This is a genomic window from Methylophaga thalassica, from assembly GCF_030159795.1.
In the GTDB taxonomy this organism is placed as follows: domain Bacteria; phylum Pseudomonadota; class Gammaproteobacteria; order Nitrosococcales; family Methylophagaceae; genus Methylophaga; species Methylophaga thalassica.
The window spans coordinates 284,300-298,129 of the sequence record NZ_BSND01000003.1 but is presented as its reverse complement, the minus strand read 5'-3'; the positions used below and the strand labels follow the sequence as shown (position 1 = coordinate 298,129).

Annotated in this window: 13 protein-coding genes; all 13 read right to left on the bottom strand. The window is 43.3% G+C overall.

The window, feature by feature from the left end:
- Nucleotides 1-59: 59 nt before the first annotated feature.
- Entirely contained in the window at nt 60-830 is a 771-nt protein-coding gene (locus QQL60_RS01565) for an ATP-binding protein (protein WP_007145759.1), read from the bottom strand.
- A 48-nt stretch (nt 831-878) separates the two neighbouring features.
- Nucleotides 879-2,102 carry a PepSY-associated TM helix domain-containing protein gene (locus QQL60_RS01560; RefSeq protein WP_007145760.1) on the bottom strand — a complete coding sequence of 408 codons (1,224 nt, stop codon included), beginning with the start codon at nt 2,100-2,102 and terminating at the stop codon, nt 879-881.
- A gap of 37 nt (nt 2,103-2,139) precedes the next feature.
- Entirely contained in the window at nt 2,140-2,952 is an 813-nt protein-coding gene (locus QQL60_RS01555) for an energy transducer TonB (protein WP_007145761.1), read from the bottom strand.
- Nucleotides 2,949-3,377: an ExbD/TolR family protein gene (locus tag QQL60_RS01550; RefSeq protein ID WP_284722188.1), complete on the bottom strand. Its 429-nt coding sequence runs from the start codon at nt 3,375-3,377 to the stop codon at nt 2,949-2,951. Before QQL60_RS01550 ends, QQL60_RS01555 begins: the two co-directional genes overlap by 4 nt.
- The gene (locus QQL60_RS01545) at nt 3,377-3,769 is read right to left on the bottom strand and encodes an ExbD/TolR family protein (RefSeq protein ID WP_007145763.1); all 393 of its coding nucleotides are present in this window, start codon (nt 3,767-3,769) and stop codon (nt 3,377-3,379) included. Before QQL60_RS01545 ends, QQL60_RS01550 begins: the two co-directional genes overlap by 1 nt.
- Nucleotides 3,759-4,595, bottom strand: coding sequence for a MotA/TolQ/ExbB proton channel family protein (locus tag QQL60_RS01540; protein ID WP_284722187.1), 837 nt, complete (start codon nt 4,593-4,595; stop codon nt 3,759-3,761). The genes QQL60_RS01545 and QQL60_RS01540 overlap by 11 nt, the downstream gene beginning before the upstream one ends.
- A gap of 185 nt (nt 4,596-4,780) precedes the next feature.
- Nucleotides 4,781-6,880, bottom strand: coding sequence for a polyribonucleotide nucleotidyltransferase (gene pnp, locus QQL60_RS01535; RefSeq protein ID WP_007145765.1), 2,100 nt, complete (start codon nt 6,878-6,880; stop codon nt 4,781-4,783).
- Nucleotides 6,881-7,068: 188 nt separating this feature from the next.
- Complete coding sequence (rpsO, locus tag QQL60_RS01530) at nt 7,069-7,338, bottom strand: 30S ribosomal protein S15 (RefSeq protein ID WP_007145766.1); 270 nt, start codon at nt 7,336-7,338, stop codon at nt 7,069-7,071.
- Between the two features lie 133 nt (nt 7,339-7,471).
- Entirely contained in the window at nt 7,472-8,398 is a 927-nt protein-coding gene (gene truB, locus QQL60_RS01525) for a tRNA pseudouridine(55) synthase TruB (RefSeq protein ID WP_007145767.1), read from the bottom strand.
- A gap of 11 nt (nt 8,399-8,409) precedes the next feature.
- Nucleotides 8,410-8,790: a 30S ribosome-binding factor RbfA gene (gene rbfA, locus QQL60_RS01520; protein WP_007145768.1), complete on the bottom strand. Its 381-nt coding sequence runs from the start codon at nt 8,788-8,790 to the stop codon at nt 8,410-8,412.
- Nucleotides 8,790-11,597 (bottom strand): translation initiation factor IF-2, encoded by a 2,808-nt coding sequence (infB, locus tag QQL60_RS01515; RefSeq protein WP_273182292.1) that lies wholly within the window; start codon nt 11,595-11,597, stop codon nt 8,790-8,792. Before infB ends, rbfA begins: the two co-directional genes overlap by 1 nt.
- Nucleotides 11,598-11,600: 3 nt before the next feature.
- The gene (nusA, locus tag QQL60_RS01510; RefSeq protein ID WP_007145770.1) at nt 11,601-13,109 is read right to left on the bottom strand and encodes a transcription termination factor NusA; all 1,509 of its coding nucleotides are present in this window, start codon (nt 13,107-13,109) and stop codon (nt 11,601-11,603) included.
- A gap of 75 nt (nt 13,110-13,184) precedes the next feature.
- A complete protein-coding gene (rimP, locus tag QQL60_RS01505; RefSeq protein ID WP_007145771.1) occupies nt 13,185-13,631 on the bottom strand; it encodes a ribosome maturation factor RimP in 447 nt (148 codons plus the stop codon).
- Between the last annotated feature and the right edge of the window lie 199 nt (nt 13,632-13,830).

Below are 13,830 nucleotides of genomic sequence, written 5' to 3'. Positions count from 1 at the left end.
TTAATTTCATTTAGCCAAACAGATGATCAATAATCAACCAAGCATTCGTGTGGTTATAGCTAAAACTGAGCACGATAATATTGATAAAACTGTTTTGCCGTTCTACCACTGTGGCTCCCCCTTCCCATCGCGTAAAGGCGGGCAGCCTCATGTAATTGACTCTTATCAGTACTGATATCGGCAAATAATTTTTCAACTATAGCAAAATAATTTTCCCAGTTAGCTGGGTAGAAAGATAAGGTCAGTCCGAACCTATCCGATAGGGCTAATTTGTCTTCCAGGCTATCAGCATAATGCACTTCACCATCGACTAATCCACTTAGCTGATTTTCAGACTGCTTTTCTGGCAATAGATGACGTCGGTTTGATGTAGCATAAAGTCTGACATGTTCAGGGGGCAGTTCCAATCCACCTTCCAGTAAGGTTTTTAATGGTTTATAACTGGATTCACCGGCTTCAAACGATAGATCATCACAAAAAATGATAAAGCGAAATTGCTCACTTTCTTCTTCCAACTCATCAAGGATTTCAGGCAGAAAACTCAGATCATCTTTATCAATTTGAATGATACGTAAGCCTTGAGGTGCCATTTCATTCAGGAGCGCCTTAATCAGAGAAGATTTACCTGTACCTCTCGCTCCCCATAACAAGGCATGATTGCTGGTTTTGCCTTCCAGAAAATGCTGTGTGTTTTCAATAATAGCTTGTTTTTGTCTATCGATTCCCTGCAGTTCATCCATTCGAACAGCGTCAAGGCGAACCACCGGCTTTAACTTTTGACTCCGGCTTCGCCAAATGGCGGCATAAACCTGATGCCAATCAATACGCATAATATCTCCTTCATTTATTCAAATGAAGCTAGCATAGCATTATCTATGTTAGTGGAGAGAAGAAGACATACTCAGCGCTTGATTGATTCGGGTAGAGACTCTGGCACGGCGTTTTTTTGCCCAGATAATAATACCGGTGACGCTGAAAATCGCTATCATCAGTCCCATGATAGAAACCATCACTCTCCCTGGTAGACCTATGATGCGGCCAGAGTGTAATGGGAATTGGGCTTGAATAAAAATATCTCCGGCAGTTCCTTGTCCCGGCAATTTACCACCAAGGTATTCACCACTTTTACCATCAAAATACAGCCATGGATTACCTAAACCACCATCACCATGATCATTCTCTGGTCTATAAAAACCAACCCCGTAAACATCGTAGTGAGATGCATAAAAAATACCGCCGGCTGGATCTGTAATCCCCATTTTATCGGCCTGCTCACGCGCAAGGGGTAAAATTTGTTCGCGTGTCAGTTCAGCATTCACCGGCTCATCCAATGCTGTGGGCGTACGCTGATCAAATGGTGTTGGTGTCAGTTCAGAAAAAACAGATATCACTGGTCGCATCACTTCGTTATTCAGATTCATCGAAATCGATGTAACAGCCAATATCACTACAAATCCCCAGAGCCAAACGCCTCCAGAACGGTGCAAATCAAAGTTTAATTTGTAACCGCCTTTTTTCCAGCGAAACCGGAATGACTTTTTCCAACTTTTGGCTTTTGGGAAGCTAATCCATAATGCAATAAAGCTATCTATCGTCCAGACAATAGCAATAATTCCCATAAAGAGAATACCTAGCTCTATACCAAAACCATCTGGAATATGCATGCTGTAATGTAGCTTGTATAAAAAAGGAAGAATATTCTCTCGACTCAGTGATATCTGGCCCCACATTCTGTTTGCCTGGACTTCTGACGTCGCAGGATCAATCGCAACTTGATTGAAATCAACAGGTGCTGCCTTACCTGTTTCAGGTAAAGGTCTCGGCATCACTGTCATCAATAAACTATGATCAGCTTCAATATTGAGTGGCATAAAGCTGACCATTAACTGTGGGTTTTCCGCTTCGAATTTGTTTGCAAGTGTTAACGGACTCACCAAATCGTTATCTAGGCTTTGTGTTTTTGCTTTATAAAGCTGAGGGTTTAACCACTCATCGACCTCATGATCCCATGAAATGATCGCCCCGGTCAGTCCAGCAATAAACAGAAAAACTGCCGTAGCCAGACCAAACCAGCGGTGAGCGACGACCCAGATTGAACGCATATTAACCACCATTAGCAATTATCAAATCAATATCAGCTTATGAATTTAACTGGAAAGCAATAGGCACATTAACTTCGAGCTGAGACTGCGTCATATCATCAGGAAACGATGGCAGTGGCTGTGCTTTTTTTAACATGCTAATTACAGCTTCATCCAAACGTGCTGAACCTGAACTTTTTGTAATACGAAACTCCAGCACCTTGCCGGTACGATCGACAATAAAAAAGAGTTTAACAATCCCTTCTTCACCACGACGCCTGGATGCCATAGGGTAGCGCTTATGCTTAGCAAGCGTAGCAGCGAGTTCACTGTAATACGATTTCTGTGCAGCAATTTGACCACCACTCAATTGAGTACTAGCTTGGCCGGTAGTCTTTTTCTGTGATGTTTGTTTATTATCACTTGTGCTTGTTGTGCTACTGGCTACAGTGTGCTGTTTAACTGGCTTAACCGGCTCTACTTCTTTCTCAATTACCTCTTCAACCACTTTTTGTGGTTTAGGCTTCGGTTGTGCTTTTACTTTTGTTTCTGTTTTTTGTTTTGCTTCCACTTTTTTCGGCTCAATCACCGGCTCAGGCTCAACAACAGGTTCAGGTTCCACTACGGGCTGAGGTTCAGGTTCTGGCTCTTTCTGTGGCTCCGGCTCTGGTTCGGTTTCAGTCGATTGTTCTTCCGTTTTCTCTACTTCACCAAGATCACCCAGCATACCGAGATCAATTTCTACTCCCTGCAATCCCTCAAGTTCAGCTCCATCATCGTCTTCAGCATGATAAGTAAAGAAAGCAAAGCCTGCGGCGTGAATAGCAACCGCTATAAACAGCGCAAATATCCAATAACGATGTTTTGTCATGACACTTCCGCTTGTTTTTGTGTGGCTAGTGAAACACGTTTAATACCTGACTGTTTGATAATCGATAATACGTACTGTAAGCGTTCGACAGGCAAACTGCCATCCACTTTGACTAAAATACGAAACTTGTCTTTATCTGCTGCAGCCTCAAATTGCTTGTTAATAACGGGTAATAATGCATTATCGTCCACAATGTCCTGCTCAATCGCTACTTGACCATTGTCAGATACCACAATAACCAGAGGCTGCTCTATCTGTTTTGTCTCACTAGACGATAAAGGCGGTTGGACTTTAATTGGATCGGATTGACTGATATGGCCTGCTACCATAAAAAAGATAAGCATTAAAAAAACAATATTTATCAGTGGTACCAGACTATCATCCTGATCTGGTTTTTTATGTTGAATTGTTTGCGCGACTTTCATCAGTTCACTCCAGCCAGACTGACTGATTTGGCACCAGCTTGTTTAAATGCATCCAGTAAATCAATCATTGTTTGCGTTTCAATACCTGATTTCACATCAATGACATACACGGCTTCAGGATCCTGTTTAACGACTGTCATAACAGAATCCATATCTTTAAGAGATAAGGTCATATTGCCGATTTTATATTTGCCGTCGTTAGATATCAGCGTTACCACACGCTGATCACGTGATTCAGACTGTGATTCACTCGGGGCCGATACGTCAATTTGGCGCCACTGAATAAAGGTGGACGAGAGCATAAAAAATAATAGCAGAATGAACACAACATCAATCAGTGGTGTCAGACTAATCGCCCTTTTATGTCTTGGCTGTTCAGTATTAAGCAGCATGGCGGATGGTTTTATTATCTGCAGAAACAGGCTGAGCACGTTCAACAGTAAAGATTTGTGTGACGGTGTCGTTCATTAATGCAGCGACACGTTCAACCTTACGTTCCATCCAGTTATGTACAGTCACCACAGGAATAGCGACAGCAAGACCGACAGCAGTGGTCAACAATGCCTGCCAGATACCACCTGATAACACAGAAGGATCAACCTGATTTCCCGCTGCTTCCATTTGCTGAAAAGCTACGATCATTCCTAGTACAGTACCTAACAAACCTAATAATGGACTTAATGTGGCAATCACTTCCAATGGTCGTAAATACGCACGTAATTGATTGAGACGAAGCGTTGCAACACGATCCAGCTCTTCTTTTAACGTGGCCAAATCCATTTTATGTTGTGTTAAACCACGAATAGAGATTAAGACTAACTCATCTACCGGACGTTTTGGATTGAGTCTCACCATGGCTTCAGCCGCATCACCTTTTTGCCAGTCACGAATCACAGACTTGAGGTGTTTTGCAGACTCTGGACGCGTAGACATAAACTGCCAAAGTTTGATTAACACAATCGCTAAAGCGATAACCGAAAATCCCGTTAGAATCCAGACAACCGGACCGCCAACATGCATGAATTCAGCAAATTGAGACATAAGCGCATCAGGTTGCTGCTGAGTTAAGGTACTGACATCCGTACCATTCAATGCATCAGTTATCCCTGTAGTAACTGCACTTGGATCAGCATTGGCAGCAGAATCTACATTCGTTGCTGTGTCTGCACTATTGCCAATATTCTCTGCTGCACTTACTGCGTCATTTTCTTGAGCCATAAATCCCCCTTTTCAATTTATCAATGATAATCGTTATCATTTAGCTTATCAAGAGGAACTCTTTCCTATTTATATAAGGTCTGCTCAGGTCTGTGATTGTCTGAATGGTGATAAAAATTTATATTTATTTTGATAAAAAAAAGCCCCGCATTGCGGGGCTTTTTCAGAACACATTAAAGAAAAATTTATTCTTCTTCTTTTGTTTCTTCATTAACCGCTTTCATACTTAAACGAATACGGCCTTGGCGATCAACTTCCAGAACTTTCACCTGGATTAAATCCCCTTCAGAGAGTTTATCCGACACATTTTCAACTCGTTCTTCAGAAATTTGAGAAATGTGTACCAGACCATCTTTACCAGGCAGAATGGTGACAAACGCACCAAAGTCCATTAATTTAGCGACGCGACCTTCATAGATCTTGCCAACTTCAACTTCAGCGGTAATATCTTCTACTCGGCGTAATGCCTGTTGTCCGGCATTGTAATCAGAAGAGAAGATCATCACGGTACCGTCGTCCTGGATATCGATTGTAGCGCCTGTTTCTTCGGTAATTGCACGGATAGTAGCACCACCTTTACCAATAACATCGCGAATTTTATCTGCATTGATTTTAATGGTGATGATGCGAGGTGCAAACTCAGACATTTCAGTACGATGTGAAGAAATGACCGCATTCATTTTTGTCAGGATATGCATACGACCATCACGTGCCTGTGCTAATGCAGTGCGCATGATTTCTTCATTGATACCTTCGATCTTGATATCCATTTGCAGCGCTGTAACACCTTTTTCAGTACCAGCCACTTTAAAGTCCATATCGCCCAAGTGATCTTCATCACCCAAGATATCTGTCAGAACAGCATAACCATTTTCTTCTTTGATTAACCCCATCGCGATACCAGCAACAGGCGCTTTGATAGGTACACCAGCATCCATCAATGCCAAGCTAGTACCACAAACAGAGGCCATTGAGCTTGAACCGTTTGATTCAGTGATTTCAGAGACCACACGAACCACATAGGGGAACTCAGCTGCAGTTGGCATAACCGCTTGCACGCCACGTTTCGCCAATTTACCGTGACCAATTTCACGACGTTTTGGCGAACCCACCATACCGGTTTCACCTACACAGTAAGGAGGAAAGTTGTAATGCAACATAAAGCGATCACGGTATTCACCTTCAACCGCATCAATCGTTTGAGCATCACGCTCTGCACCTAATGTCGCGATGACAATAGCCTGCGTTTCACCACGAGTGAATAATGCAGAACCATGAACACGTGGAACCAGGCCTGTTTCGACAAAGATAGGACGAACGCTGGCAGTATCACGGCCATCAATACGTGGTTCACCAGCAATAATTCTGCCGCGAACTAATTCTTTTTCAAGCTTGGAGAAAACACCTTTCACCTCTTCTTCATCATATTCAGACTCATCAGAGACCAGTGCTTCAACAGCCGCGTTTCTAACTTTGCTCAGTTCATCCAGACGAGCCAGTTTGTCGCTAATCGCGTATGCCGCTTGAATACCAGCATAGGCTTGTTCTTTAACCATGTTGTACAAGGTTTCGTCTTTCTCTGGTGCCGTCCAGTCCCATGCAGGTTTGCCCGCTTCAGCTTGCAATGCTTTAATCAAGTCCATCGCTGTTTGCATTTGCTGATGACCGAACATAACTGAACCCAGCATCACTTCTTCAGGCAGTTCAGAGGCTTCAGATTCAACCATTAATACGGCTGACTCAGTACCCGCAACAACCAAATCCAACGCGCTGTTATCAAGTTGTGATTTATTTGGATTTAAAACATAAGCGCCATCAATATAACCTACGCGCGCAGCACCTAATGGACCGTTAAATGGGATACCAGAAATAGCTAAGGCAGCAGATGCACCAATCATTGCAGGAATATCAGGATCAATTTCTGGATCCAGACCAATCACTGTGGCTACAACCTGAACTTCATTGATAAAGCCATTTGGGAATAATGGGCGAAGAGGACGGTCAATCAGACGTGAAGTCAGTGTTTCTTTTTCTGTTGGACGTCCTTCACGTTTGAAAAAGCCACCAGGGATTTTACCAGCTGAATAAGCACGTTCTTGATAATTAACTGTTAATGGAAAAAAGTCCTGGCCTGGTTTAACCTCTTTTTTACCGACAACGGTGACTAAAACTGCTGTTTCACCAAGACTTGCGATAACTGCACCACCCGCTTGGCGTGCAATTTTCCCCGTTTCTAAACTTAATGTGTGCTGGCCGTATTGAACTGTCTTTTTTACTGAGTTCACTCTTTTTTCCTTCTCTTCTCTGTTGTCAGTTATGGACCCGTTCCACAACTGATATGAATTCATAAATCTAAAAATGAATATGCCCCTGAAACCGTTATAGCTTCAGGGGCATATTTTATATATCCTGCCTTGAGGTCGCCGAATTGACCGGCCACATTGGCTGCATATTCTGAGTCACCAAAATCAACTTAGCGACGTAAACCTAATTCAGCAATCAGTGCACGGTAACGTTCGATATCTGTCTTTTTCAGATAGTCCAACATTTTACGACGGCTGCTAACCATTTTTAACAGACCTTGACGTGAATGATGATCGTGAATGTTTGTTTTAAAATGTTCTGACAAGTTTGTAATACGTGCTGTTAATAAAGCAACTTGTACTTCAGCAGAACCAGTATCACCTTCTGAACGAGCAAATTTAGTGATAAGTTCTTTCTTTTGTTGTGCAGAAATAGACATTAAATACTCCAACTTTATATAGCTTTCGCTACTAGTTAAATTCTGAACTGCCCCAGCTACTTCACACCAGAACAGCCAACCTTTTTGAAGGTAGGAATTCTACCGACTTTCTTAATACGAAACAAGGCGTAAGTTAAGACACCGCATTCGCGAATAATCTCTTCGGTGCTACTACTCCCTCTGCTGACATCTCACCTAGGCCAAGAAATTGATTATTCATATTAAATAATCTGACATTTGCGCTTTTAAAGGGTGTTTGCACAGTGACCGATTGCCCAAAACCGATACTTTTTGTGCCCTCTTCATCAAGCACAATTGCAGGCCAGTCAGGTAAAGCATCTTCAGCCTGCTGCAAGCTGGCATCTAATGTTACAAAACCATCTTTGTCGGCCATTTCCTGCAAGGTTTCAACGGTTATCGCTTCTGATAAATCATAGCCTGCTACCGCTGTTCTTCTTAACATGATGACATGCCCACCGGTTCCTAAAGCATGGCTAATATCTTCAACTAAGGTACGAATATAAGTACCTTTGCTACAGCGTACGGATAAGGTGAAGCGATCAGACTGGCAATCGATTATATCGATAGCATAGATAAAAATGCGGCGCGCTTTTCGCTCAACATCAATACCTTGTCTTGCCAACTTGTATAACGGCTGGCCCTGATGTTTTAGAGCAGAAAACATGGGCGGAACCTGTTCGATTTCGCCTAGAAATTGCTGGGTGACCTGGCTTAATGTATCTTCGTTAAATTCTGGCACAGGCATTTCATTGATGACATTGCCATCCGAATCACCACTGTCAGTGACAATGCCTAATTGGCAAGTCACCAGATACTGTTTATCAGCATCCAATAAATAACTGGATAATTTGGTAGCATCGCCCAGGCAGACCGGCAAAACACCTGTTGCTAGCGGATCAAGACTCCCTGTATGACCTGCTTTTTTTGCATCAAACAGTCGTTTAACGCGTTGAAGAATATGATTTGAACTGTGACCAGTAGGTTTATCAATGATCACAATACCGGTGATATCCCGGCCTTTTTTATGTCGTCTTGCCATTGCTGAATAAATTAGTCTTCGTCATCCCGACGAATATCAGCATTCGCTTTGGCAATGAGATCATCCATATGAAAACCATGTTCTAAGGTTTTATCATAGAAGAACTGGAGTTCAGGCATATTCCTGAGTTTAACGCGACCCGCCAGACCTCTGCGCAGATAACCAGAGGCACTATTTAATCCGGCCAGACATTCTTTAATATCTTGCTCGTCTTCGAAACCATTAAAACGCGTTACATAGACTTTGGCATATTTCAGATCTGAAGTGACATCGACATGTGAGACGGTGACCATACCCACACGTGGATCAGAAATCTCGCGTTGAAGCATCAACGCGAGTTCTCTCATTATGACTTCGCTAAAGCGATTTGTACGACTAAATTCTCTTGCCATTACAGGGTCGGTTTCATCAATACACGTTCATAGACTTCAATCTGGTCGCCAGGTTTAACGTCTTTGTAGTTTTTCACACCAATACCACATTCGGTACCCGCATTCACTTCGTTAACATCATCCTTGAAACGACGTAATGATTCGAGTTCACCTTCGTAAACAACGACATTGTCACGTAGTACACGAATTGGGTTATTACGTTTAACCGTACCTTCAACAACCAAACAACCGGCAATGTCACCAAACTTAGGCGATCTGAATACATCATCAACTCGAGCCAGACCAATTATCTCATCTCTATATACAGGTTCAAGCATACCTGTCATTGCTTTAGTCACGACATCAAGCAAGTCGTAAATAATGCTGAAGTACTGAACGTCCAGACCTTTTTCAGCAATCACTTTTCGCGCTGCATTATCGGCACGAACGTTAAAGCCAATCAGAATCGCATCAGATGCGGCCGCAAGTTGAGCATCGGTTTCATTAATACCACCAACACCTGAGCCAACCACTCTGACTTTAACCATATCTGTAGACAGTTTTTGTAGTCCCTGACTAACCGCTTCAACAGAACCGTGAACGTCGCCTTTAATAACCACATTAAGTGTTTTAACGTCACCTTCTTCCATTTTATTGAACATTTCGTCCAATTTAGCCGCTTGCTGTTGAGCCATTTTTTGCTCTCTGGCTTTGGTTTGACGGAAGTTAGCAATTTCGCGTGCGGTACGATCATCTGGTGCAGCCTGAAGCTCATCACCTGCTGCTGGAGTACCGGATAAACCAAGTAACTCTACTGGTGTTGATGGACCAGCATGATTCAGCTGTTCACCTGTTTCATTAAACATAGCCCGGACACGACCATACTCCTGACCTACGACAACGATATCGCCTTTATTTAGCGTACCTTGCTGTACCAGAACAGTTACGACCGTACCACGACCTTTATCCAGACGAGCCTCAATAACCGTACCGTGTGCAGGACCTTCTTCAGGTGCTTTCAGTTCCATTACTTCAGCCTGAATAGAAATTGCTTCCAGTAGGTCTTCAATTCCCTGGCCTGTCAATGCAGAGACAGGAATAAATTGCACATCACCACCCCAGTCTTCAGGAATGACTTCATGATTAGCCAGCTCCTGTTTAACACGTTCTGGATTAGCGTCTTGCTTATCGATCTTATTCACAGCAACAATGATCATTGATTCAGCCGCTTTCGCATGCTGAATAGCTTCAATTGTTTGCGGCATAACACCATCATCAGCGGCAACAACCAAGATAACGATATCCGTCACTTTAGCACCGCGAGAACGCATTTCAGTGAAAGCAGCATGGCCAGGCGTGTCAAGGAAAGCAATTTGTCCACGGCTGGTTTCGACTTTATAAGCACCGATATGTTGTGTAATACCACCGGCTTCGCCAGAAGTTACTTTAGTGCGACGAATATAGTCCAGCAATGATGTTTTACCATGGTCAACATGACCCATAACGGTAACAACCGGTGCTCTTGGAACAGCTTCGCCCTGATTCTCATCGGAAACTTGAAGCGCTTGTTCAACTTCATTTTCCAGAATCGGTTTCGCAATATGGCCCATTTCTTCAACAACGATAATCGCCGTATCCTGATCCAGGACCTGATTAATCGTCGCCATCGTACCAAGCCCCATAAGGGTTTTAATCACTTCAGCGGCTTTAACTGACATTCGTAGAGCCAAGTCAGAAACACTAATCGTTTCAGGTACATTCACTTCACGAACAACAGGCGCCGTTGGTTTAGAAAAACCATGTTCCTGATCTTTACTTACAGAAACTTTAGATGCACCGCCGCCTTTTTTCTTCTTACGACGACCACCTTTACCTTCGGTCACATGGAGCTCTTTACGCTCGAAATCATCATCGTTACGACCACCTTTACGGCCAGACTTATCACGATTATGTTTCGCTTCGGCATCTTTAGTTTTACGCACACCGGCTTTCTGCTCTTTGGCTTGAGCTTCAGCGGCTGCGGCTCGAGCTTTTTCTTTTTCTTTTTCTAAAGCCTCTTCTTCTTCGCGCGCTTTTTTCTTGGCTTCAAGTGCCTTTTCAGCTTCTATTCGAGCTAGGTTAGCAGCACGGCGTTTCGCATCGGCTTCTTCAAGCTTTTTATGAGCGAGCTGTGAGGCCGATAACGTTTTTTCTGTTGTTTGCTTTGGTTTAGGATTCACTTTTTCTTCAATTGCTTTTTCAGCTTTCTTAGATTTAGCTTCTTCTTCCAGGGCTTTTCTCTCTTCTTCTGCTGCTAGCTTAGCTTCTTCTGAAGCTCTATTTTCTGCTTCAATAGCAGCAGCCACTGCAGCGGCTTCTTCCTCTGACTCTCGTAAACGCCGCGCTTCGTCTTCTTGCTGACGACGCTTAGCTTCTTCTAAGCGAAGAGCCTCAAGCCTCGCTACCTCTGCAGCTTGTTGTTCAGCCACACTCAATTGAGGTGTTTGTTCAGCGTTATTGGCTGTATCTTCAACTTCATCACGTTTTACGTAGGTTCGCTTTTTGCGAACTTCTACACTGACACTTTTACCGCCACGAGCAGCACCACCTAATTTAATTTCACTGACAGACTTACGTTTCAGTGTAATTTTCTTCGGTGTGGTAGTTTCACCATCGCCAGATTTACCATGACGCTGTTGCAAGAATTGTAATAACGTCTGTTTTTGATCTTCGGTGATGAAATCATCAGGCTTTGAGACGTTAATCCCTGCTTCGTTCAGCTGTTCGACCAAGCGTTCAGCTGTAATTCCGACTGTGCCAGCTAGGTCCTTAACCCTCATGTCACTCATTGGTTACTCCCCTGCATCTGTTTGTTCGTCAGCAAACCACGATTCTCTGGCTTTCATGATAAGTGCAGCAGCTTGCTTTTCATCCATATCACCTATTTCAACTAGCTCATCAACAGCAAGCTCAGCTAAATCATCAAGATCAGTGATACCTTTACTTCCTAAGGTTAACGCGAGATCTCGTGTCATACCTTCCATATCAATCAACTCTTGTGTGGGTTCGGCCGATTCAAGTTGTTCTTCACTAGCAATCGCTCGAGTTAATAGAACATCTCTAGCTCTTGAACGCAGTTCAGCGACGATATCTGCATCAAACTCTTCAATATCTAGCATTTCATGTTCAGGCACATAAGCCACTTCTTCAAGCGAAGAGAAACCTTCCTGAGCCAGGATTAACGCGACATCTTCATCGACATCCAAATCCGCCATAAATGTTTTGATCAGAGCACCGATTTCTGATTCTGCTTTTTTATCAGCATCAGATGCTGACATCACATTGAGTTCCCAACCGGTTAACTGACTAGCTAAACGTACATTTTGACCACCACGGCCAATTGCTTGTGATAATTGTGCATCTTCAACTGCAATATCCATGCTATGTGCATCTTCATCTACAACGATAGATAACACTTCTGCAGGAGCCATTGCATTAATCGCAAAACGAGCAACATCTTGGTCCCAGAGAATAATATCAACACGTTCGCCAGCCAACTCATTGGTCACAGCCTGTACACGTGAGCCACGCATACCAACACAGGCACCAACCGGGTCAATGCGAGACTCTTTCGCTAATACAGCTATTTTAGCTCTCAAACCGGCATCACGAGCAGCACCTTTGATTTCAATCATGCCATCGCTGATTTCAGGGACTTCCAAACGGAAAAGTTCAATTAACAACTCAGGTGCAACACGACTTACAATAAGTTGAGGGCCACGACCTTCTGGTCTGATTTCTTTTAAATAACCACGAATTCGGTCACCGGTCCGGAAACTTTCACGTGGAATCATTTCTTCACGAGGTAAGAATGCTTCAGCATTGCCACCTAGATCCAAGGTGACATTACCGCGTTCTACACGCTTAACTGTGCCGTGGATCATCTGACCGACTTTTTCACGATACTGATCGACCACTTGTGCACGCTCAGCTTCACGTACTTTTTGAACAATAACTTGTTTTGCAGTTTGCGCCGCAATACGACCAAACTCTACAGACTCCATCGGCTCACGAATGTAATCGCCAACAACTGCATCTGCTTTTTTCTCTTGAGCATCTTCTATGGTAATTTCTGTTTCTGGTGATTGGTAGTCTTCATCTTCTACAATCAGCCATTGACGGAAAGTTTCGTAATTACCTGTGACACGATCAATTTGCACATGTGCATCCAATGCCATGTCATAGCGTTTACGCGTAGCCATTGCTAACGCCGCTTCAATTGCCTGAAAAATGACTTCCTTACCCACGCCTTTTTCATTAGACATGGCATCGACAACCAATAAAATTTCTTTGTTATTCATCACGCCCCCAGTGGATTACGTAGCAGACCAATCCAGCTCAGTATTCAATTATTAACCGCTAATAATACGCTTTTTTTAGGCAACAAGTCTTGCTTTTGCTAACTTTGCCAAAGGTAAGGCATACACCTCACCATCCACTTCTATTAAGATGTCACCATCACTAAAGCCTTCTAAAATACCTTTAAAATTGCGTCGGCCATTGACCGGTAATTTCATGGATATTTTCGCTTCAGCACCTTTAAATCTTTCAAAGTCCCGAGCCTTAAATAAAGGTCGATCAAATCCTGGTGAGGATATTTCCAGCAAATAGGCGCTACGGATAGGTTCTTCAACATCAAGAATACCGCTCACTTGATGGCTAACCCTTTCACAGTCCTCTATACCAATCCCCTGTTCAGCATCGATGTAGATACGCAAGATCGGATCAGGGCCGCCTTGAATATATTCAACGCCTACCAATTCGTATCCGAGCGTCTCTATCGACGACTCAACAAGTTGTTCAATCTGATCAGTAATGGCCATAAAGTATGTATTAAGCCTCTCGGCCTAAATCAATTCTCCAGAAAAACAAAAACCCCATACAGGGGCCCGGAATTCAAAATATTGTCATGCGGCTGATGTTCACCGCTCTGCCATAAGTATCTGCGCCGGAATACACATGTCCCCAGTACTGATAACTCTCCAGAAAGCACAGAATATTAACAGATACCTACCCAGCACA